The 22,119-nt window shown below is 63.6% G+C and carries 19 protein-coding genes; 5 read left to right on the top strand and 14 right to left on the bottom strand.

What is annotated here, in order from left to right:
* Window positions 1-7: 7 nt before the first annotated feature.
* Window positions 8-1,450, bottom strand: coding sequence for a DHA2 family efflux MFS transporter permease subunit (locus AC0L24_RS00890; RefSeq protein ID WP_127811146.1), 1,443 nt, complete (start codon window positions 1,448-1,450; stop codon window positions 8-10).
* Window positions 1,451-1,821: 371 nt separating this feature from the next.
* On the opposite strand from AC0L24_RS00890, the gene AC0L24_RS00885 reads away from it, so the two are divergent.
* Window positions 1,822-2,838 (top strand): Zn-dependent oxidoreductase, encoded by a 1,017-nt coding sequence (locus tag AC0L24_RS00885; RefSeq protein ID WP_127326990.1) that lies wholly within the window; start codon window positions 1,822-1,824, stop codon window positions 2,836-2,838.
* Between the two features lie 7 nt (window positions 2,839-2,845).
* Here AC0L24_RS00885 and AC0L24_RS00880 read toward each other — a convergent pair whose 3' ends face one another.
* The 6 genes from AC0L24_RS00880 to AC0L24_RS00855 all read right to left on the bottom strand — a co-directional run bounded on the left by AC0L24_RS00880 (window position 2,846) and on the right by AC0L24_RS00855 (window position 9,339).
* Entirely contained in the window at window positions 2,846-3,550 is a 705-nt protein-coding gene (locus AC0L24_RS00880; RefSeq protein WP_164873898.1) for a cyclase family protein, read from the bottom strand.
* On the bottom strand, window positions 3,547-4,485 hold the full coding sequence (locus tag AC0L24_RS00875) for an ABC transporter permease (protein WP_127811148.1): 939 nt from the start codon (window positions 4,483-4,485) through the stop codon (window positions 3,547-3,549). Before AC0L24_RS00875 ends, AC0L24_RS00880 begins: the two co-directional genes overlap by 4 nt.
* The gene (locus AC0L24_RS00870; protein ID WP_473563468.1) at window positions 4,482-5,351 is read right to left on the bottom strand and encodes an ABC transporter permease; all 870 of its coding nucleotides are present in this window, start codon (window positions 5,349-5,351) and stop codon (window positions 4,482-4,484) included. Before AC0L24_RS00870 ends, AC0L24_RS00875 begins: the two co-directional genes overlap by 4 nt.
* Window positions 5,352-5,448: 97 nt before the next feature.
* Window positions 5,449-6,939, bottom strand: a complete 1,491-nt coding sequence (locus tag AC0L24_RS00865; RefSeq protein WP_245481771.1) for a sugar ABC transporter ATP-binding protein — start codon at window positions 6,937-6,939, stop codon at window positions 5,449-5,451.
* Window positions 6,940-6,952: 13 nt separating this feature from the next.
* The gene (locus AC0L24_RS00860) at window positions 6,953-8,029 is read right to left on the bottom strand and encodes an ABC transporter substrate-binding protein (protein ID WP_128287363.1); all 1,077 of its coding nucleotides are present in this window, start codon (window positions 8,027-8,029) and stop codon (window positions 6,953-6,955) included.
* A 62-nt stretch (window positions 8,030-8,091) separates the two neighbouring features.
* The gene (locus tag AC0L24_RS00855; RefSeq protein WP_127811151.1) at window positions 8,092-9,339 is read right to left on the bottom strand and encodes an enolase C-terminal domain-like protein; all 1,248 of its coding nucleotides are present in this window, start codon (window positions 9,337-9,339) and stop codon (window positions 8,092-8,094) included.
* A 150-nt stretch (window positions 9,340-9,489) separates the two neighbouring features.
* Between AC0L24_RS00855 and AC0L24_RS00850 the strand changes: the two genes are divergently transcribed.
* Window positions 9,490-10,251, top strand: coding sequence for a GntR family transcriptional regulator (locus AC0L24_RS00850; protein WP_081738640.1), 762 nt, complete (start codon window positions 9,490-9,492; stop codon window positions 10,249-10,251).
* 130 nt (window positions 10,252-10,381) lie between these two features.
* Here AC0L24_RS00850 and AC0L24_RS00845 read toward each other — a convergent pair whose 3' ends face one another.
* The 7 genes from AC0L24_RS00845 to AC0L24_RS00815 form a co-directional block, all read right to left on the bottom strand.
* Window positions 10,382-11,260 carry an SMP-30/gluconolactonase/LRE family protein gene (locus AC0L24_RS00845; RefSeq protein WP_128287364.1) on the bottom strand — a complete coding sequence of 293 codons (879 nt, stop codon included), beginning with the start codon at window positions 11,258-11,260 and terminating at the stop codon, window positions 10,382-10,384.
* 47 nt (window positions 11,261-11,307) lie between these two features.
* Window positions 11,308-12,270, bottom strand: a complete 963-nt coding sequence (kce, locus tag AC0L24_RS00840) for a 3,5-dioxohexanoate:acetyl-CoA acetone transferase (RefSeq protein WP_128287365.1) — start codon at window positions 12,268-12,270, stop codon at window positions 11,308-11,310.
* Window positions 12,267-13,214, bottom strand: a complete 948-nt coding sequence (locus AC0L24_RS00835) for a 3-hydroxyacyl-CoA dehydrogenase (RefSeq protein ID WP_127811153.1) — start codon at window positions 13,212-13,214, stop codon at window positions 12,267-12,269. Before AC0L24_RS00835 ends, kce begins: the two co-directional genes overlap by 4 nt.
* Before the next feature lie 10 nt (window positions 13,215-13,224).
* Window positions 13,225-14,031: an SDR family oxidoreductase gene (locus AC0L24_RS00830; RefSeq protein WP_127382824.1), complete on the bottom strand. Its 807-nt coding sequence runs from the start codon at window positions 14,029-14,031 to the stop codon at window positions 13,225-13,227.
* A 13-nt stretch (window positions 14,032-14,044) separates the two neighbouring features.
* Window positions 14,045-16,129, bottom strand: a complete 2,085-nt coding sequence (locus AC0L24_RS00825) for an ABC transporter permease subunit (RefSeq protein ID WP_127811154.1) — start codon at window positions 16,127-16,129, stop codon at window positions 14,045-14,047.
* On the bottom strand, window positions 16,126-17,658 hold the full coding sequence (locus AC0L24_RS00820; protein ID WP_127811155.1) for a sugar ABC transporter ATP-binding protein: 1,533 nt from the start codon (window positions 17,656-17,658) through the stop codon (window positions 16,126-16,128). Before AC0L24_RS00820 ends, AC0L24_RS00825 begins: the two co-directional genes overlap by 4 nt.
* 79 nt (window positions 17,659-17,737) lie before the next feature.
* A complete protein-coding gene (locus tag AC0L24_RS00815) occupies window positions 17,738-18,865 on the bottom strand; it encodes a sugar ABC transporter substrate-binding protein (protein WP_473563321.1) in 1,128 nt (375 codons plus the stop codon).
* Window positions 18,866-19,084: 219 nt separating this feature from the next.
* Here AC0L24_RS00815 and AC0L24_RS00810 point away from each other — a divergent pair, with 219 nt between their 5' ends.
* The 3 genes from AC0L24_RS00810 (at window position 19,085) to AC0L24_RS00800 (ending at window position 22,089) form a co-directional block, all read left to right on the top strand.
* Window positions 19,085-19,759 carry a GntR family transcriptional regulator gene (locus tag AC0L24_RS00810; RefSeq protein WP_013533053.1) on the top strand — a complete coding sequence of 225 codons (675 nt, stop codon included), beginning with the start codon at window positions 19,085-19,087 and terminating at the stop codon, window positions 19,757-19,759.
* Between the two features lie 232 nt (window positions 19,760-19,991).
* On the top strand, window positions 19,992-20,819 hold the full coding sequence (locus tag AC0L24_RS00805) for a phosphogluconate dehydrogenase C-terminal domain-containing protein (RefSeq protein WP_127269048.1): 828 nt from the start codon (window positions 19,992-19,994) through the stop codon (window positions 20,817-20,819).
* A 328-nt stretch (window positions 20,820-21,147) separates the two neighbouring features.
* Window positions 21,148-22,089 carry a D-ribose ABC transporter substrate-binding protein gene (locus AC0L24_RS00800; protein WP_127269049.1) on the top strand — a complete coding sequence of 314 codons (942 nt, stop codon included), beginning with the start codon at window positions 21,148-21,150 and terminating at the stop codon, window positions 22,087-22,089.
* Window positions 22,090-22,119 lie beyond the last annotated feature (30 nt).

Genomic DNA, 22,119 nt, shown 5'->3' with positions numbered 1-22,119 from the left:
TTCGGCATCATTTGCGCGAATTGCCCGGTCGAACATGGCCGCTGACCTGCACGCCGTCCTCGGCACGCAGGTACAGGAAGCCGGGGACGGACAGCAGCGGGATGACCGCGGTCAGCAGGAACACCTGGTGGAAGCGTTCCGCTGTCACGTTGTGGGTTTCTCCTGCGACAAGGCCCAGCACCATGGCGGCGATCGAAACGCCCAGGGAAACGCTGAGTTGCTGCAGGACGCCGCCGAGACTGGTGGCGCGGCTGAGCTTGTCGTCCGGCAGGTCGGCATAGGACAGCGTGTTGGAGGTCATGAACTGCGCCGACCGGATGACCCCGAAGACAAAGACGTAAAGGCCGATCATCCAGTGCGGCGTATCGGCTTCGATCAAGGCGAAGCCCCCGACAGCGGCGGAGCCGACCACCGCGCTGCCGATGAGCACGACATTGAAGCCAAAGCGCCGCAACAGCGGCGACAGCAGCGGCCGAATGAGCAAGGTGCCGAAGCTGCCGACGAATGTCAGCGAGCCCGAGGTGACCGGGCTCATGCCAAAGCCGACCTGCAGCATCAGCGGCAACAGGAAAGGCACGCCATTGAGGCCAACGCGGCACAGGCCGCCTGCGAGCGTACCGACCCAGAACGAGCGAAATCGAAACAGTGTCAGATCGACTGCCGGTGCAACGACGCGGCGCGCATAGCGCCCGAAGGCGAGCAGCAGTAGGATCGCCGCGGCCAACACCAACGCTGTCGCCGAAACGGAGATGATCGGCCTACCGATGCTTTCCAGTCCGAACTGCAGCAGCGCGACTCCGCATCCGACCATCAGGAACCCGGCGAAGTCGAAGCGTTGCATCGCTTCCTCGCGGAAATCGTCGACGAAGCGCAGCGCCGCCAGAATGCCGAGACAACCGAAAGGCACGTTGACATAGAATATCCAGCGCCACGATGCATAGGTGGTCAACAGGCCGCCGAGCAGCGGCCCGATCACAGGCCCCATGATGGCGGGCAAGGTCATGTAGGTCATGGCGGTGATCAACCCGCTGCGCGGAAAGCTGCGCAGCAGGATCAGCCGCCCGACCGGCGTCATCATGGCGCCGCCCAGCCCCTGCAGGGCGCGCATCGCCAAAAGCATGCCGAAACTGTTGGCCATGCCGCACAGCGCCGAGCCGAGGGTGAAGGTGAAAAGCGCCAGCGCGAACACTTTTCGTGCGCCGAACCTGTCGGCGAACCAGCCGCTGACGGGAATGAATACGGCCAGCGTCAGGATGTAGGTGGTGATCGCCAGGTTCAGCCTGACCGGCGTCGTGTCGAGGCTGCGCGCGATGGCAGGGATCGCGGTGGTGATGATGGTGGAATCGAGCTGCTCCATCAGAAAGGCGATGGCGACGATGATTGGAATAATCAGTCTCAGCCTCGGATCGCGCTCGGTGGCAAATTGAGGCTGTTCCAATGCTGTTGCCATTCCGTCATGCAGGCGGCTGCCCCATTCCAGATGGCGCGTCCGCGTTCAAAGGCAAGGTCGCCTTCCGTGCGGCAAGCCGGCCGAGGCCCCGATCACACAGCTTATGGTCCGACGGATAGGCAAGCGGTAGTCATTTCCTCCTTGATGGAAGTCAACAAATTTTGACTGCCCGCCCCTTCGAGAGGAAACCGGCAAGGACAGCGCTTTGAGCGTCCAAACTGCGGACGCCAGGGCATTTGCGTTTCAGTGAACGCCAGTTCCGATTTCGTGTCGCAACGTGTCGGGTAAGAGGCTGTCTAACAGCCGCCATGAGCGCTTGACGAAACAGCGAGATTGAGCCACTTGTCGACTAGTATACAAGTGGTGAGGCCATGCTTGAAGTTCTCGTTCGCGCGCCGCAGTCGCTGGAAGTCCGGCAGGGCACGATACCCCAGCCCGGCGCCGGCGAAGTTGTCGTTCATGTCAGCCGTGCCGGCATCTGCGGCTCCGACATTCACATCCTGCATGGCTCCAATCCGTTCGCCGTCTATCCACGTATCATCGGCCATGAATTCGCCGGCACCGTAACAGCGCTCGGACGCAATGTGACCGGCATTGCGACGGGAGACCGTGTGGTGGTCGATCCCGTGGTGTCGTGCGGCCACTGCTATCCCTGCCGGGTCGGCCGCTCCAACGTCTGCGCCAACCTCGAAGTGATGGGCGTTCACCGCGACGGCGGTTTTCGCGCCTTCGTCGCGGTGCCGGCGGCAAATGCCATACCGGTTCCAAGGGATATGCCGTTTGGGCTGGCGGCACTGGCCGAGCCGTTTTCCATCGCCGCCAATGTGCTTGATCGTACCGGTTGCGGACCCGAGGACACGGTGCTGATCTATGGCGCCGGCACGGTCGGCGTCACTGTCCTGCAGGTCGCCAAGCTCAAGGGCGCACGCTGCATCGTTGCCGATATCGACGAAGCCCGCCTGGAGCGAGCGCTCCGCTTCGGTGCCGACAGGGTGATCCACTCCGTGCGCGATCCCGTGCCGGCCGCGGTGCGCGGTGAAAATGACGGTCTTGGCCCGACGCTGGTCATTGACGGCGCCGGCATTCCCGCACTTCTTGACGAGGCTTGCCGGCTGGCCAGCCCGGCGGGCCGCATCGGCCTGCTCGGCTTTTCGGACGCCCCATCCAACCTCAGCCAGCAGGAAGTGGTGCGCAAGGAACTGACCATCGTCGGCTCGCGCCTGAACCGCCGGCTGTTGCCGCGCGTCGTCGAATGGCTGGCCGACAAGCGGCTCGATCCGCAAGGCATGATCACGCAGGTGTTCGCGGCGGCGGATGCACGCGCAGCCTTCGACTTGATCGAGAAGGAACCGGAGCGAACGCTCAAGGTTCAGCTGGACTTCTCGTAAGCCGGAATTAGCCCTCGACCAGCGCGACGGCGCGCAGTGGTGATCCGGTACCGCCTTCGATCGCCAGCGGCAAGCTGATCAGGAAGCACCGAGGCGGCAAGTCACCAAGCCGTGCGAAATTCTCGCCGATCAGGATGCCGGCTGAAAGCAACGTACTGTGCGCCGGGAAATCCTCGCTGCCGAAACAATCGATCGACAGGCAGTCCGAGCCAACGATGCGCGCACCGCGCTCGACCAGCAATTCGCTTGCTTGCCGCGATAGGCCGGGCCAGTCGGCGAGAAACGCGGCCGGATCGTCCCAGAACCGGTCCCAGCCGAAATGGAAGAACACGGCGTCGCCCTGCCGTACGCAGCCATGTTCGGCCTCGAAAGCGAAGATAGCATCCGGCTCGACCGCCTGCCGGGGACGACAGCCACGCGCATCGATCGTCACCATGCGGCCGAAGAAACGCTCGACCGGAATGCCGGAGATGGCAGCACCGCCGCGGATGAAATGGACCGGCGCGTCGAAATGCGTGCCGGTGTGCTCGCTCATAGCCAACGCATGATTGCAGGCGACATCGCCGCGGTCATAGGATTCCACCATCTCCTGGCAGTAATGCGGGTGCGTCGGCCACACCGGCATGCCGGGCTTCATCGGATGCGTCAGATCGACGAAAGAAACTGCCTTTGTTTCGAACAGCCCGGCGAGCGTATCGGTGGCGGGTTTCATCTGACGCGAGGCCTCGGCACGAGAGCGACGATCAGGATGATCAGCACGCCGGTCAAAAGGAAGCGCACGCCTGCCTGGATGCCAAAGGTGTTGAGCATGGTAGACATCAGGTTGAAGAACAACGCAGCCCCCCATATGCCTACCGCGTTGGCCTGCCCACCAGCGACGCTGGTGCCGCCAAGCACCACCACGGCGATCGATTCCATCAGATAGGCGTCACCCATGTTGAGTGCTGCCCCGCCGCTGAAGCCGGCAAGCAGGAAGCCGGCGAGCGCCGCCGCCGTGCCGCACAGCATATAGGCAATCAACCGCACCCGTGCGACGTTGATGCCGGAAAGCCGCGCCGCCGGTTCGCTCTGGCCGGTGGCCAGCACTTGCCGGCCCCAGACCGTGCGTTTGAGAGCGATCATGGCGGCCAGCGTCAGCAGCATCACCGCGATCGGCATGAATTGCACGCCGCCAAGGTTCATCGAGGTGAACCGGGAAAGGCCTGCCGGCGGCTTCAGCGTCGCCTGGCCGCCGAAATTGAAGGCAAGCGACTGAAAGACGAAGCTCCAGGCGAGCGTCGCGATGATCGGCGGCAGCCTGAGCGCGACGATGGCAAGGAAGTTCGCGGCACCCGCGACAGCGCCGACGGCAAGTGCTGCAAGCAGGCCAGGCAGCAGCATGCCGTCGGACCCTTGCATGACCGTCATCGACACATAGGCGGCCAGCGTCAGCACGGATGGCACGGACAGGTCGATATTGCCCGGCCCGGAGGCGACCACGAACATCTGCCCGGTTCCCACCACCACGCTGAAGGCACCGAAGGCGAGCGCGCCCGACAGCGTGGCGCCGGCACTGCCGATGCCCGAATAGGCTGTCGTCGCCAGCCACATTGCGAGCGCCACGATGAAGCCGTAGGTCCACGGGGCGAGGCTCAATCTTCGGGTCATCGCGTCCGCTCCGACAAAAGCACGCGCCCGGCCAGCACGAGAAACAGGATGACGCCCTGGGCGCCGATCTGCCATGTCGGCGGCACCTGCAGGAAAGACAGAAGCGAGCCCGCGAGCGACAGCGTCAGAGCGCCGATCACCGTGCCGACCGGCGAGACGACGCCACCGGTGAAAGCGCCGCCGCCGAGGATCACCGCGCCGACGCCGAGCAGCGTATAGGCCGGCGCGACATTGGCGTCGCCCGATGTGGTGAGGCCGGTCAGCGTCAGCCCGGCCAGACAGGCGAGCAGGCCGGCGACCGCATAGACCGCGACCCGGATGCCGATAACGGACCAGCCGGCGCGCTCGACGGCGCGCGGATTGCCGCCTGCGCCGCGCAGCACCACCCCGTAGGAGGAGCGTGAGATGACGAGATGGCCGGCGAGTGCCGCCAGTGCCGCCAGCCAGATCGACAGCGGCAGCAAAGGCGGCTGCCAACTCATGAAGGCGGCAAGCCATGCAGGTGCCGAGCCACCCGGTGCCGGCAACAGGATGACGGCGATGCCGAGCCAGATGAAGGACATGCCCAGCGTCACGATGATCGAGGGCAATTGCCGGGCATGAATAAGCAGGCCGAAACCGGCATAGGCGGCGATCAGGACGATGTAGCACAGCGCCGCGATTGCCGGCGCGTCCCCGAGATAGAGCGCCGTGACGCAGGTGATCAGCCCGACAAAGGCGCCGTTCGACAGGTCGATGTCGCCCAGCATGATCACCATCATCTGCGCCAGCGCGGCAAAGACCAGCGGCACCGAGAGCTTGAACAGCAGATGGAAGCCGAAATAGCTCATCGCCGCCGGGCGGATGCTGAAGATGATGGCCAGCATAACCAGCAGCGCGATCGCCGGCAGGCCGACCTGCAGCGCATTGAGCAAGGCCGGGCGCGCCTTGGAGGACGATCGGGCGGGAGGACGGGCTACGGCGTCAGACATGCTCGCCTCCGAACGACGCCTGCAGGATACGGCCGGTCTCGATGGCCTCATCTTCCAGCCTGGTCACGGCGCGGCCCTCGCGGAAGACATAGATGCGCTCGCAATTGGTCAGCTCTTCGAGCTCGGTTGTGTACCAGACGAAGGCGCGTCCGTTCTCGGCCTCCGCGCGGATCAGCCGGTAGACCTCCTGCTTGGTGCCGACATCGACGCCGCGCATCGGATCGTCGAGGAAGATCACCTCGGCGTCCGACGCCAGCGCACGAGCGAACAGCACCTTCTGCTGGTTGCCGCCGGACAGCGACATGATCGGCGTGTCGATCGAAGGCGCCTTTACCTTGAGCCGCTCCGACCAGGTCTCGGCCAGCTTGCGAGCGGCGGCGCCTGAAATCATGCCGCCCCGCGTCAGCGCATTCAGGCTGCGGATGGTCAGATTGTCGGCGATAGACCACAGTGAGAACACGCCTTCAGAGCCGCGGTCGCCGGCAACATAGGCACCCGGCAAGGCCTCGCGCTGCCGGCGCGCGGCATAGAACATCGCGCGCAGCCGCTCGCGCTGGCCGTGGCCGTCGAGCCCGGCGAAACCGATGATCTCGCCCTTGCCGACTTCGATGGTCAGATCAGCGGTGTCGCGGCCGGCATGCCGGATAACCGGAGCTTGCACCGACGACGCCTTGCCTACGGAGCGATCGCGGGGCCGCTCGATGCTGCCCATCAATTCGACAAGCGCGGCGCGCGACAGGTCGGCGGTCGCCCGCTCGGCGACGACCTTGCCGTCGACCATGACGACGGTGCGGTCGCAGACGGCGAGGATCTCGTTCAGTCGATGGGTGATCAGGATGCAGGCGATACCACGTCCGGCGGCACGACGAATGTAGGTGAGCAGTTGCTCCGTCGCCTCATGGCCGAGCGCCGATGTTGGCTCGTCGAGAATGACGGCGCGCAATTTGACGCTGGTCTGCGTGAAGGCGCGGGCGATCTCGACCATCTGTCGCTCGCCGATCGACAGGTCGGCGACCTTCCTGTCGAGGTCGATTCCGTGGCCAGGGAAGATCTCGTCCAGCACCGGACCGATTACCTGGCGCGCGCGCCGCCGCCAGCCCAACCCACGCAAGGACCTGTGCACGATGCGGGTGTTTTCCGCCGACGTCAAATTGGCGCAGAGCGACAGTTCCTGAAAGATACAGCGCAGACCGGCCTGCTGGGCACTGGCCGCACTCCAGGCACCGATCTCACGTCCGCCGACGCGAAAGCTGCCGCTGCTGCGCTCGATGGTGCCGGCCAGCACGTTCATCAGCGTCGACTTGCCGGCGCCGTTGTGACCGACCAGGCCAACGACCTCGCCGGGGTTCAGATGAAAATCCACGCCGCCCAAGGCATGCACGGCATCATAGCTCTTGCGGACATTGCCTACCTCGACAAGAGGGCTGTCAGCATCGCCTCTCTCTGCTGCGTCCTTTTTGGGCGACGTGGGATCGTTCATCATTCGGCCATGCTGCTCATTTCGGCGCGGGTACGCCGGGCAGAGGTTCTTTCTTTACGTTGGCGTCGATGATCTTGGCCACCAGCTCCTGCGGATATTCGGCATTGACAACGCCGCCTGCGGGAACCGTCTTCAGCCAGGCGTCGAGGTCTGGCTGATTGATCTGCAGGAGCGGCACCTCGACGAATTTCGGCACCTGCTTGCCGGCCAGGATCTGCTGCGCGACCCAGAACGCGACCTGCGAGACGCTGGGCGTGGCGCCCAGCGAGAAAGTTTCGTAGCCGCCGGCATCATGCTCCTGCTTCCACAGCGCCAATTCGTCCTGGCGGTTGCCCATGATGATGATCGGCAGCGGCCGGTTGGCGGCCTTGAATGCCTGCGCCGCGCCATAGCCGTCGCCGCCCTGCGTCAGCACCGCATCGACCTGAGGCAGCGACGGCAGGATGCCCGACACTTCCTTTTGTGCCACGGTGGCCGTCCACTGACCATAGACCTCGCCGACAGCCTTGTAGCTGGCGTGCGCCTTCATCGCCTTCTCGACGCCCTCATGCAAGCGCTTGTCGAAACCGTCGCCGGCCATACCGCGGATCTCGAGGATGTTGGCCGGCTTGTCGCCGAGCTTGCTGGAGATGAAATCCAGTTCGGCCTTGGCATAGGAATCGAGGTTGTAGTCGACGACATAGGCGCAAGGCTCGGTGACGCCGCTGGCGAAGGCGACGACCGTGATACCGGCATTGCAGGCATCCTTGATGGCGCCGTTGAGTGCGGTGTCGGAGCCGGCAAGGACGATGATCGCATCGTAGCCCTGCAGGATCAGGTTCTCGATCTGGCTCGCCTGTTCGGTCACCGAATTGTTCGAGCTGACGACGGCTGTTGCGGCGACCTGCTTGTCGGCCACGGCCTTGGCGCCCATTTCCTCGAAGCTCTTGATCATCACCTGGCGGAAGGAATTGCCGGCGTAGGAATTGCTGAAGGCGATCTTCTTGGCCGAAGTGTCGCCCTTGGCGACGCCGTCATCGGCGCGCGCATGCAGCGCTGCAAAGCTGGTGCAGCCGAGCATGGCTGCAACGAATAAAGCTGTGGTCCTGTTCATTGTTGTTCTCCTCCGGTTGAAAGTCATAGCGTCCTCCCGACGATCCTTTCGAACGAAAAAAGTCAGCCCAGCCCGAGATCAGGCACGGCATCGTTCAAGTGGTCGGCGAAATTCGTGTTGGGCAGCAGCGGATACCAACCCGGACGGCCGGGATCGCGGTCGTAGGCATAGCCGCCCAGCGAGCGGTAGAGTTCGGCATAGGTGGCGAGTTTGTCGCGATCGAGCTCGACGCCGAGACCCGGTGCCTCCGGCACCGCGATCGCACCATTCTCGTAGCGCATCTTGCCGCCGATGATGATGTCGTCGGCAAGGTGGTGGTAATGCGCGTCGGCGGTGAAGACGAGGTTGGGCAGCACAGCGCCAAGATGCAGCATGGTGGCGAGCTGGATGCCGAGTTCGCCAGAGGAATGCACCGCAATACCGAGACCGAACGTGTCGCAGATCTGCGCCGCGCGCACGCAGGCGCGGATGCCGCCCCAGAAGGTGGTGTCGAGCAGGATCACGTCAACCGCAGGGTCGCGCACATTGGTGGCGAGCTGTTCGAAATCGATGACGATGGTGTTGGTGGCCAGCGGGATGGAGAGCTTCTCGCGCAAGCGGCGCATGCCGGCAAGGCCCCAGGTCGGATCCTCGAAATAGTCGTTCCTGAGATCGGAAATGGCTTGGCCGAAACGCAGCGCCTCTTCGACCGACAGGGCGGCGTTCGGATCATAGCGCAGCGTGTCGGCAGGAAATTCGGCGGCGAGCGCCCTGAAACACTCCAGCTCATAGTCGGGGTGAAACACGCCGGCCTTGAGCTTGTGGGCGTGAAAACCATGTTCGGCCTTGAGCGCGCGGGCATGCTCGAGCAATTGATCGATGGTGCGGACCTCGCCCTTGCCGCTGCGGCGGTCGGCATAACGGAAGAACAGATAGGAGGCGAAGCCGATCCGGTCGCGCACGCGCCCGCCAAGCAATTGGTAGACCGGCACGCCGAGCTTCTTGCCGATGATGTCGAGACAGGCGAATTCCAGCGCTGCGTGGAGCTGCGTGCGATTGTTGTAGAGCGACGCCGTCGGATTGCAGATGGCATAGCGCATCCGGTTGAGATCAAAAGGGTCATGGCCGACCAGGTAGGATTTCAGCCCGGCGAAAGCGAGTTCGGCGCCGGCGCCGCCACCGCCCATCTCGCCGAGCCCAACAATGCCTTCGTCGGTCTCGACCTCGACCACGGTGCGGACAAAGCGTCCCCAATGCGTACCGTTGCTGTGCCGCAATGCTGCTTCCAGCGGAACGGTGATGGTGGTCGCCTTGATGTCCGTGATCTTCATGCCGGCTCCTCTCCCCCTAGCCTGCTGGCGTCATACACACTACCATGGTAGTATGTCAATACAGCGTCATTCCTGCTTGCCGCTTGAGTTGGGGCGTGCGCAGTGTCATGACCGGAGCAGTGCAGCGCCATTCACAGCAACGGATTCGTCATGGGGACCAAGCTTTCGGGGGCGACCAGGTTTTCAGGCAATGCTGCCAGGCTGAAAAACGCCGGTCAGCGCGAACCCTCGCGGGTTCTGGAGCCGGTCAACAATCGCATGCCGATCTCTCCGCAGATCTACGAGCGCCTGCGCCGCGCCATCACGACGCTGGCGATGTTGCCGTCGGAAGCGCTCAGCGAACAGGACCTTGCCCAGCAGCTCGGTGTCAGCCGTACACCCGTGCGCGAGGCGCTGATCCGGCTTGCCGATGAAGGGCTGATCGACATCCTGCCGCAACGCGGCAGCTTCGTCGCGCCGATCCGGCTAAGTGACGTTGAGGAAGCGCAGTTCATTCGCGAGGCGCTCGAAGTCTCCGTCGTGCAGAAGCTGGCCGGACACGGTTCGAGCGCCTTCATCGCGGCAGGCAGGGTGAACCTTGCCCAACAGGCCAAGGCAGTGGCCGAGGGCGACCGCGAACTGTTTCTCGAGCTTGACGAGGGCTTCCATCGCAGCCTTTGCGAAGAGGCCGGCCTGCCCAAGAGCTGGCGGGTGATCCAGGTGGTCAAGCTGCAGATGGACCGTGTGCGCTATCTGAGCCTGCCAGAGCCCGGCCACCTCGAAACGCTGCTCGCTCAGCATGTGGCGATCTTCGAGGCCGTGGAGACCGGCGAGGCAAAGCAGGCAGGCGCGCGTATGGCGGCGCATTTGCGCGAAGTGCTTCGCACGGTTCAACGGCTCAACGTGGCCCGCCCGGACCTCTTTGGCCAATGATCCGTTGACCGCTCATTGTGCCATTGGGTGAAGAGCAGACGCCACGGACGTGCTGCCACATTTTTAATGAGGGATTCCTGCGCGCCAAGGCCTGATCCGCGTATGCTACGGGCGCTTCGCTTGCTTGGCGTCAGCCGCCGAAGCGCGGTTCCGCAACGCCTTTGATGCCAAGGCCCGTGATGGCGAACAGGCTGCCGCGCAAAACGCCGTCGCCGGGAAAACGCGGCAGCGGCGGCTTGGCCATCGAGGTGACGTAAAGGGTGTCCAGCTTCGGCCCGCCGAACATGACGCTGGTGATCTTCTTGACCGGCATGTCGATGACACGGTCGATGCTGCCATCGGGCGCATAGCGCACCAGTCTTCCGTCATAGACCAGCGCATTCCACAGATAGCCCTCGGCATCGACGGTCGAGCCGTCCGCCGCACCGCCCCGGCTGGTGTCGACGCGCACGAAGGTGCGCCTGTTGGTGGCGGCACCGGTCGCGCTGTCGTAGTCGTAGGCCCATATCTCGCCGGTCCAGGTGTCGGCGAAATAGAAGGTGCGGTCGTCGGGGCTCCAGCATGGACCATTGGAACAGATGATGCCGGAATCGATCCGGGTGACGGAGAAGTCCGGATCGAGCCTGTAGAGCCCGCCGGACGGCCCCTCTTCCATCGTATCCATGGAGCCGGCGAAGAAACGGCCGTACCGGTCGACCTTGCCGTCGTTGAGCCGGTTCATCGGCTTGTCCGGCTCGGGATCGTGGATCAGCGTCACATCGCCGGAGGCGAAATCGAGCAGATGGAAGCCGCGCTGCAGCGACACCACGGCGCCGCTGCCATCCTTACGCAGCGCCATCGAGCCGATCTTCATCGGCACGTCCCATGACCGGATCTCGCGTCCGTCGGCGGTCGCCCGAAACACGCGCCCGTCGAAGCTGTCGATCCAGTAGAGTCGTTCCTGTTCGACGTCCCACAGCGGCCCCTCGCCCAGTGTGGTCTTCACGTCCACCACGACTTCGATCTTCATGCCGTCCCCCTCCGTTTTTGCGTCTCGCGGCGATTGCTCGGGCCGCCTCAGAAAGCGACCTTGTCGCCGCCTTTCAATGACAGGATCTCGCGTGCCTCGTCGGGCGTCGCGACCTCCATGCCGAGCCCTTCGATGATCTTGCGGGCCAGCAAGACCTGCTCAGCGTTCGATTTGGCAAGCTTGCCTTTGCCAGCCCACAGACTGTCCTCCAGCCCGACGCGGATGTTGCCGCCAAGCGCTGCCGATTGCGCGGCGATGCGGAGCTGGCTGGCGCCAGCGCCGAGAACCGACCAGCGGAACTGGTCGCCGAACAGCCGGTCGGCAGTGCGCTTCATGTGGGCGACGTCTTCGGGATGGGTGCCGATACCACCGAGCAGTCCGAACACCGACTGCACGAAGAAAGGCGGCTTCACCAACCCGCGGTCGGCGAAGTGGGAAAGGTTGTAGAGATGGGCGATGTCGTAGCACTCGAACTCGAAACGCGTGCCGTTGTCGTAGCAGGTCGCCAGGATGTACTCGATGTCCTTGAACGAGTTGCGAAAGACGAGGTCGCGGGTCGCTTCCAGATGCGGCTTTTCCCAGTCGAACTTGAAAGTCTCGTATTTGTCGGCGAGGTGATAGAGCCCGAAATTGATCGAGCCCATGTTGAGCGAGGCGACTTCCGGTTTGAACTGGGCGGCCGGGCGCACGCGCTCCTCGATCTTCATGTACGGGCTGCCACCGGTGGTGATGTTGATGGCGGCGTTGGTGCCTTGCTTGACGCGCGGCAGGAAGCGAGCGAAGGCCTCCGGCGTCTGGTCGGGCTTGCCGGTTTCCGGATCGCGCGCATGCAGATGCAGGATTGCGGCACCGGCTTCGGCAGCCGCGATCGCCTCCGAAGCGATCTGGTCTGGCGTGATCGGCAGATAAGGCGACATCGTCGGCGTGTGGATGGCACCTGTCACCGCGCAGGTGATGATGACCTTGCCCTTGGTCTGTGCAGGCCCCGGCTTGCGGCTGGTTTGCGTCATTCTCCGAACTCCTGATCCGATTTTCTCTTGTGGGCGGCGAGCGCCATGAGCCGGCGGTCACGCCACACCTGCCGGTCGCCTAGGCTTTGCTGTGGCAGTCGCTTGCGGCGATCAGCCTCGACCGTGTCGATGACCTTGCCGGCCCAGTCGACGCGTCGCTGCATCTGGGGAAAGATGTTGGAATAGATGCCCTGATAACGCTCGACATAGTCGCGCACGCCGCCAGGCGCATTGAGATCGATGGTCTCGAATGGACCCATGAACGACCAGCGCAGCGCCAGCCCGTCGCGGATGCCGATGTCGACATCCTCGACACTGGCGTAGCCGTCGGCGACAAGCCGGAAAGCCTCCTCAAGCAATGCGCCTTGCAGGCGGTTCATGATGAAGCCGTCGAGTTCGCGCTTCATCACCAGGGGCGCATGGCCGGCGTCGATGAGGAAGGCGCGGGTTGTCTCGACCGTCTCGGCGGAGGTCCATGGCGCCGGCACGATTTCGGCCGCCGGAATGAGATAGGGCGGATTGATCGGATGCACGACCAGACAGCGATGCCGCCCTTGCAGATGGTCGGTGAATTTCGACGGCAACAGCGCCGAGGTGGAACTGGCGATGACTGTCCGCGGATCGGCAAGCCTGTCGATCAGGGCAAACACCTCCCGCTTCACCTCGAGGTCTTCGGGTGTGTTCTCCTGGATATGAACGGCACCCGCCAAGGCCTCTTCAAGCTCGGCGACAACGGAAATACGGTCAAGCACGTCACCGGCTTGCTGTCCCCGCAGAAGATCGTTCGCGGCGAGATCACCGAGCACGCCGGCAATGTAGTCGCGGGCGCCACCCGTGGCAGTGGGCAACTGGTCCCACATCCGCACATCATGGCCGGCGCGGGCAAAGCTGATTGCCCAGGCCCGCCCGATAAACCCGCTTCCGACGATCGCGACATTGGCCATGGCTTGTTCCTCAAAGTGTTTCGACGTTGCCGTCGACGCCGAGCGACTGGCCGGAAATGTTGATCCCCGCATCGGAGAGCAGGAAGGCGACCATCGACGCCACATCATAGGGGCTGGTCATGCGGCGCAGCGAGATGTTCTGCAGATAGCGTCCGGTCATCTCCTCGTGGCTGATACCGACCTGCTTGGCGCGCGCCGAGATAACACCTTCGATGCGGGGCCCCTCGATGATGCCGGGCAGGATGGCGTTGACCCTGATGGCGTGCGGTCCGAGCTCCTTGGCGAGACTCTGCGTGAAACCGATGACACCGAACTTGGCCGCCGAATAGGGTGTGCGGAAGGCGTAGCCATGGCGGCCGGCGGCAGACGACATCGAGACGATCGAACCACCGCCCGCCGCCTTGATCAGCGGCACGGCGCGCCGAGCGCACAGGAACTGGCCGGTCAGGCAGATGTCGATGCAGCGCCGCCAGTCGGAAGGGTCGATCTCGTCGACACCGCCGGTCGGCCCAGCAATGCCGGCATTGTTGATCAACGCATCGAGCCCGCCGAGTTTTTTCTCGACCGCCTCGAACAGGCGGTCGACATCCTCGTCGCGCGAGACATCGGCCTTGACCGCAGCGACAAGGTCGATCTTGCCGGGAGCAGCGGCCAACGCCTCGTCGGAAACATCGCAGACGACGATGCGAGCGCCGAGGCGTGACAGCGTGTCGGCTATGGCAAACCCGATGCCGCCGGCGCCCGCCGTGACCAGCACGCGCTGGCCTTTCAGCCCGGTCAGAAATTCGTCCGCCGATTCCGGCGCCCTTGTGCTCATGGTCCTGTCCTTTTCATTGCAGCCGCCGTTCGCGCAACGCCATGACGGCGCCCAGAACGACCAGTCCGTAAAGAATTGCCCTCGTGGCATAGGGAAGCGTGGTGCCGGCGAGCAGCATCTGCAGTGCGGTCAGCAACAACACGCCGCCGAGCATGCCGAGATAGTGGCCGCGTCCGCCGGTGATTAGCGCGCCGCCGACCACCACCACGGCGATCGACGGCAACAGATAGTCGTCGCCCATGCCAAGGCTTGCCTGACCCGAAAAGCCGGTCAGCATGATGCCGACAACAGCCGCGCAGACGGCCGAAAGCATATAGACCAGGATCAGCGTGCGCTCGACGCCGATGCCCGACAAGCGCGCCGCGCGCAGCCCATTGCCGATGCCGTAGACGCGTCGTCCGAATGGGGTGCGGCCAAGCAGCAGTACCGCCGTGACGACAAAGACGACCATCAGCAGGACGATTGGGGTCAGCAGGCCGGCAAGCTTGGCCGTCATGACCCAGCGCAGCATCGGCGAGGAAAACCCGGCCGGCGTTCCCTGCGAATAGAGCAGCGCACAGCCTTGCAGAATACCGTTGGTGGCGAGCGTCATGACGATCGGCGAGATGCCGAGATAGACGATGCCGAAACCATTGGCGAAGCCAATGGCGCAGGCCATCACCAGGACGACCGGCAAGGCGTAGACAAGGGCGGCGTCGGAGCCGTTGACCATGCCTGCCAGGATGATGCCGGAGATGCCGATCGTCCACGGCACGGAGAGGTCGAGGCCTCCGGTCAGAATGACGGTTCCCTGCCCGAGCGCCAGGACGGCTAGGAAGGACGACAGCACCAGCAGCGAATTCCAGTACCCCGGATTGAGGATGGCGCGGCCGAGCCAGACCTGCGTGACGACCACGATGAGCAGCAGGCAGACATAGGCGGGCAGCGCATAGCGCAGCGTTTCCGCATTGCGCAGATGGAAGGCAGGGCGCGGCGATGCCGGACTGCGCTGGGCATGGGCTGGCTCGGCGATCTTGAGACGCCGGTCCACGCGCTCGAGTTGCGAGGGCAATATGCCGGCGCGCCAGGCGGCAAGCCGGGCGCGCGCGGCGCGCAATTGCACGGCAAGCACCGATGCATGCGAGATCGAGCCGGCAAGTGCCGCCAGCACCAGAATCGTGCCTTCGGCAATGGTCGAATAATAGGCCGATACGTTGAGCACCAGCAGGATGTTCACCACGATCATCAGGATGTAGGCGCCGAAGACAGAGCCCACCGGGCCGCCCTGCCCGCCACCGAGGCGCGTGCCGCCGACGACGACCGCCGCGAACATTGACAAGAGCAGCGGATTGCCGACCAGCGGATCGCCGCTGCCGGTCTGGGCGCTGATGAACACGCCGGCAAGGCCATAGCAACCGCCGGCGATGACATAGACGGCAAAGCGCACCAGCACGACATTGATGCCGACGGAAGCGGCCGAGTCCGGATCGCTGCCGACCGCATAAAGTGCTGTGCCGAAGCGGGTTCCCTTCAGCCAGAACCAGGCGAGCAGGACGACGCCGATCACCACCAGCGGCATCGGCAGCCAGCCGGTGATCGCGTCGCCGAGATAAAACGTGCCAAGATCGGGCGACACGAAGCCGCCGGGCTTGTCCATCACCAGCAGCGTCACGCCTTGCAGGATGAACATGGTCGACAGCGTCACCACGATGGGCTGCATGCGCAGCACGGCGATGAAGAAGCCGTTGAAGGCGCCCACCGCCATGCCGACGCCGATGCCGACGGCGGTCCACAGGATGATGCTGGCGCCTGGCGCCATCGGGTCCATGCTCGATGCCAGCACGGCATTGACTAGCGATATCACCGCCCCGGCGGACAGGTCGAAGCCGCCCGACAGGATGACGATGGTCTGACCGATCGCCGCGAGCGCCGAGGTGGCGCCGCCGCTCGACAGGAACGACACGTCGAAATAGGTCAGCGGCCCGGCGCTGATCCAGTCGACGACGAAGAGCAGGATCGCCAGGACGGCCGCGGCGATCAGCGCGCCGCGATTGCGCACCAGCGCACGGCGCAGTCCGAAGCGGCCGGGAACAGGGGATGAGGATGCTGCGCTGCTCATGCGGCGGCTTCCCCGGCTTGCCCGAGCGCCGGGCGCATGATGGCCGGTTCGGTGATGGCGTCGCCTTCGAGTTCGGCCGCGATGCGCCCGTCATAGAGGACCAGGACCCTGTCGCATTGGTGAACGAGTTCGGGGATCTCCGTCGAGTGCAGCAGGATCGAACCGCCCGAACCCACATAGTTTCGCATCATCACATAAAGCTCGTGCTTGGTGCCGACGTCGATGCCTCGGGTGGGATCGAACAACAGAAGGATGCGGCTCTGCGCCACCAGCCATTTTGCAATGGCGATTTTTTGCTGGTTGCCGCCGGAAAACGCACCGGCCCGCGTCCAAAGCGCGCGGCGGTCGACCTCGACAGTGTCGAATGCCGCCTCGACGGAGCGGGTCTCGGCTTGCGCGTCGACAAGGCCTAGCCGAGTGAAGCGCGATATCACCGGCAGAGTGGCATTCTGGCTGCCCGACAGTTTCAGGAACAGGCCTTCGGATTTACGGTCTTCCGGCACCAGGCCGATGGCCATGTTGGGGCGCAAAGCATCGGCCGGCGAACCGAGCCAGACCTTGCGGCCGTCGACGAGTATGTGGCCGCGCTCGATCTCGGCCATGCCAAAACAGGCCAGGAACAGGTCCTGCTGGCCCATGCCTTGCAACCCGGCGACGCCGAGGATCTCGCCTTTGCGCAGATCGAAGTCGGCGCCGTCGAGCTTGCGCCCGACCTTGAGGTCGCGCACGCCCAGAACCGGCGGCCCGAAAGCCTGGGCGCTGTCCGGCTTAGGCGGGAAGGTCTGTTCGATGCTGCGGCCGATGATCTTTTCGATGACGTCGGCATCCGAGACATCGGCGACCGGCGCGGTGACGATGTGGCGGCCGTTTCTCAGGATCGTCAGCGTGTCGCAAAAGGCGCGGACTTCGCGCATGCGATGGGTGATGAAGACGATGGTGGTGCCCGCCGTCTTCAGCCTGGCGATGATCGCGCCCAGCCAGTCGACGTCGCGGCCGGCGAGCGTCGAGGTCGGTTCGTCAAGCAAAAGGATGCGCGGCTTACGGTAGACGGCACGGGCGATTTCGATCTTCTGGCGCACCGAAAGCTCAAGTTCACCCACCTCGGCATCGAGATCGACGGAAAAACCGAGATCTTCGATATGGCGACGGACGGCCTTGCGGGCAGCACCGCGGCGGATCAGGCCGGAGACGCCCACGGGGGCGTAAGGCAGCATCATGTTGTCGAGGACGGAGAGGTCGCGCACCAGGGTCATCTCCTGGAATGCAGTCTGCATGCCGAGTGCATGTGCTGCGCGCGGTGCGCCGTAAGCGATCTCCTTGCCGAAGACACGGACATGGCCTTGGCTCGGCCGGACCAGCCCGGACAGCAGCTTCACAAGTGTCGACTTGCCGGCTCCGTTTTCACCGAGCAGGGCATGGACGCTGCCGGGCGCGATCGCAAACGACACGCCGTCCAGCGCGACGGTCGGGCCGAACGCCTTGCTGATGCCGTCGATCTCGATGGCGGGGAGCTCGGAATGTTCTGTCATTGTCCTCGATCGCCGGCTTGGCATGGATTGACGATGCACGGACAACTGTCCGTGCATCGTCACACGCGCCTTGGGAGGCTTAGTTCTCCGGTTGTCCGACGAGGGCAGCATTAAGGCCGACCTCGGGTGTCTGGTCCGAGAAGATCGAGGCAAACCAGCCCGGATTGGAGACCAGCGACGGCTTGAAGGCGTTGCAGCCGGCCTTCATCTCCGCCCATGTGCCTTCGTCGCACAGCTTGATCGTCTCATTGGTGACGACCGGCAGCGGCAGGATGGTGGTTTTCGGCACGTCCTTGCCTTCGATCGCCTCGACGGCAAGCTTCAGCGCCAGCGCACCCGAATAAGGCGGCGAGGCATAGGAAATGCGTTGTGCGCCGGCCGGCGCGTAGGGCGGGGCCGCACCTTCGACTGCGGTGCCCTCCGGCAGCATCTGGATGCGGCCGCCATTGGAGCCCTCACCGGCACAAGGCAGGAGTTCGCTGGTCTTCTTGCCGGCCTCGAGCTGCATCGAGTTGGCGGTGAAGCAGCCGACCTGCATCCACAGCCCGTTGATGTCGTCCCAATTGCGGGTGGCCAGGATTTTCGAAAGCTCGGTGCGGGCGACCGCCTGGCTCCACATGCCGACAGCCTCACCGACGATCTTGATATCAGGATATTTGGCGAAGACTTCCTTGGCGGCTTTTGTCCGCTGATCGTCAACGGATGTTCCCGGGACACCCGTGATGGCGATGATGTTGCCCTTGCCGTTGAGCTTCTTGACCAGCCATTCGGCGGTCACCCTGCCGGCTTCCAGCTGGTCGATGTGGACGTTGTAGGCGCAAGGCTCGGCGATCTCGGCGTCGTAGGCAAAGACCTTCACGCCCTTGTCGCAGGCATTCTTGACGACCTGGTTGAGCGCGGTCGGCGAGATCGGATATACGACGATGGCCTCGGCGCCGCTTTGCACCATTGCGTTGATCTGCTGAATCTGGCGTTGCGCGTTGGGGCCAGCGACCTGGACCTGCAGGTCGACCTTGTCGGCCAGGCTCTTGTGGGCGGCCATGGCCTTGACCATGTTGGCCGCCTCCGCCTGCCAATCATTGCCGATGTAGCTCATGCTGAGAAAGATCTTGTGCTTCTCGGCTGCCTGCGCGGCGGACAGGCCGAAGGCGCATGCAGCCATCCCAGCCAGCAGCGCGAGCCGCCGGACTTTCGATCCGATACCCATGTGAAACTCCTCCCAAACAGAACGACCGAATGCCTCCCAAGGGCACAAAACGTAACCCTTGCCATTCGATGCCAGCGACCGTAACATGGTTTGATCAAATATCAATGATGAAATCGTTTATATCAAAACGGGCTATGTCGGCCGCTTGACGTGGCACCACGAACCTTGCATTCCCAGACAAGCAATAGTGTCGCCCTTGGGCGGGAAGGTTGACCGGAGATGGCTGGATCGGCGTTCAGGAAGCCTGGTGTCGAGATCATTCCACTGTCCAAGGAAACTCTGCAGGACCGGGTCTACAATCAGGTCACCGAACTGATCCTCGACGGCAGCATCGTACCGGGCGAGATGGTCACGGTTCAGAGCCTCGCCGACGCCTTTGGCGTCAGCCCGATGCCGGTCAGGGAAGCGCTGCGGCGCCTGACGGCAGCCAACGCGCTCACTGTGGTATCCGGACGCTCCATTGGTATTCCGGCGCTCAGCCGCGAGCGGCTCACCGATTTGCGCAATGTACGTTTTGAGATAGAGGCCATCGCCGCCGGCTGGGCCTCACAGAACCGGAGTGATGCGGATCTTGCGATTTTCGCGCGCGATCTGGACTCGCTGGAACGCGCGAATGGCGCGGACGACGTAAAGGCCTATCTCAGAGCGAATTACACCTTCCACTTCGCAATCTACCGAGCAGCGGGATCCGAAACCCTGCTCAAGATCATCAAGGATCTATGGCTGCAGATCAGCCCCTATTTCAATATGCTGCATGGGTCCTACTCGACCGCGAACACATACCATCAACAGATGTTTGCGGCCCTGCGCGACCGGGACGAGCAGGCAGTTCAGGCGGCGGTTCGCGGCGATATCGATGCGGCTTTCGACATGCTGGTCGATCTTTTGAAGTAGCGCCCGGCCCGGCCTCCGACCCCTATCACATGCCTCCTATTTCTGGGGATGGCAGAGCAGCACTCATGCGCACTCAGCGGGCAAGCGCGCTGGAGCTTGCCGGCGGCAGCCGATGACGCGGCGAACGCACGCATGGTCATTATCGGATTGCCAAAATCTGGTAGCGTGATTATACCAGTTGATCAGTTGACGACGGGCGATGCCGTCGGCGAAGAACAGGAGTGGTGACCAGATGACAACGATTGCGCTGTTCGGGGCTGGCGGGAAAATGGGCTACCGCCTGTCGACCAATTTTCGCGGGTCGCCCTACACGATACGCCATGTCGAGGTCAGCGATGCCGGCCGCGAACGGCTGAAGACCGGACTGGGTTTCGATACGGTCAGTGCCGACGAGGCGCTCAAGGACGCCGATGTGGTGATCCTGGCCGTCCCCGACACGCATATCGGCAAGGTCGCGGCCAGCATCGAGAGCAAGCTGGCGCCAGGCACGATGGTGGTGGTGCTCGACGCGGCGGCACCTTTCGCCGGCCATCTGCCGAAGCGGCCTGACCTCACCTATTTCGTCACTCACCCCTGCCATCCGCCGATCTTCAATGACGAGACCGACATGGCAGCCAAGAAGGATTATTTCGGCGGCGTGAAGGCCAAGCAGCATATGGTCAGCGCCCTGATGCAGGGGCCGGAAGAAGACTACGCCAAGGGCGAGGCGATCGCGAAGATCATCTGGGCGCCGGTGATGCGTTCGCACCGCGTCAGCGTCGAACAGATGGCGCTGCTCGAGCCTGGCCTTTCGGAGACGGTGTGCGCCTCGTTGCTGGTGGTCATGAAAGAAGCCGTCGACGAGGTCGTGGCGCGCGGCGTCGACCAGCAGGCGGCACTCGACTTCCTGCTCGGCCATATGAACGTGCTCGGCGCCGTCATTTTCGGCGAGACCAAGGGCGTTTTCTCGGACGCCTGCAACAAGGCGATCGAGTTCGGCAAGCCGGTGCTGATGCGTGACGACTGGAAGCGCGTGTTCGAACCGGAAGAGATCGCCGCCAGCATTCAGCGGATCACCTGAGAGAAGACAGGTGCTTGACGCAGCACCTCGAAGGCCCGGCATGCCATTGCCGATCCTCGGTTTTGGTAGCTCATCAGGTACATGTCACCTGAATTTGTGGTTGACTCATCATACCAGTTGGCTTAGCTGTTCATGGCTCGGATCGACAAGGTTTCGCAGGGAGCACGATGCCTGGGCAAGTGGAGGATGGCTGGGGAGCAACGATCCGTCCTGGGTAAGCCGGCAACGGTTTTCGACCCAAGCGATCCGCGGCCCGGGCTGCCTGACGAATTCGGATGCAGACAAAGCCATTGGCCGATCAAGGCAATTTTTCAAACGGGAGGACTTCATGAAACTCACACGCAGAATGACGCTTGCGGCTTTCGCCGGCATGCTGGCGCTTGGCACGGCAGTGCCCGCCTATGCGGCGGATCTCATCGCCATTATCACGCCCTCACACGACAATCCGTTCTTCAAGGCGGAAGCCGTCGGCGCGGAAGCCAAGGCCAAGGAACTCGGCTATGAGGCGCTGGTGCTGGTCCATGACGACGACGCCAACAAGCAGTCCGAGCTGATCGACACCGCGATCGGCCGCGGTGCCAAGGCGATCATCCTCGACAATGCCGGCGCGGACGCCACCGTCGCCGCCGTGCAGAAGGCCAAGGATGCGGGCATTCCGTCCTTCCTGATCGACCGCGAGATCAACGCCACCGGCGTGGCCGTGGCGCAGATCGTCTCCAACAACTACCAGGGCGCCCAGCTCGGCGCGCAGGAATTCGTCAAGCTGATGGGCGAGAAGGGCAATTTCGTCGAACTGGTCGGCAAGGAATCCGACACCAATGCCGGCATTCGTTCCAAGGGTTATCACGACGTCATCGATGACTATCCGGACCTGAAGATGGTTGCCCAGCAGTCGGCCAACTGGAGCCAGACGGAAGCCTATTCCAAGATGGAATCGATCCTGCAGGCCAACCCCGACATCAAGGGCGTGATCTCCGGCAACGATACGATGGCGATGGGCGCCTATGCGGCACTTGCCGCGGCGAACCGCAAGGACGTCATCGTCGTCGGCTTCGACGGATCGAACGACGTACGGGACTCCATCGCGTCGGGCGGTATCAAGGCAACCGTGCTGCAGCCGGCCTTCGCGCAGGCGCAGATGGCGGTCGAGCAGGCCAACGACTTCATCAAGAACAAGAAGTCGCCGGCCAAGGAAAAGCAGTTGATGGACTGCGTTCTGATCAATGGCGACAATGCCGCCAAGCTGGAGACCTTCGCGCTGACGAACTGAGCCAGCGTGATTTCAATAGCGAGGGGCGAA

Source organism: Mesorhizobium sp. WSM4809 (assembly GCF_055811655.1).
Note: the sequence above shows the minus strand (reverse complement) of the source record. Positions and strands in the feature narration are given on the sequence as shown.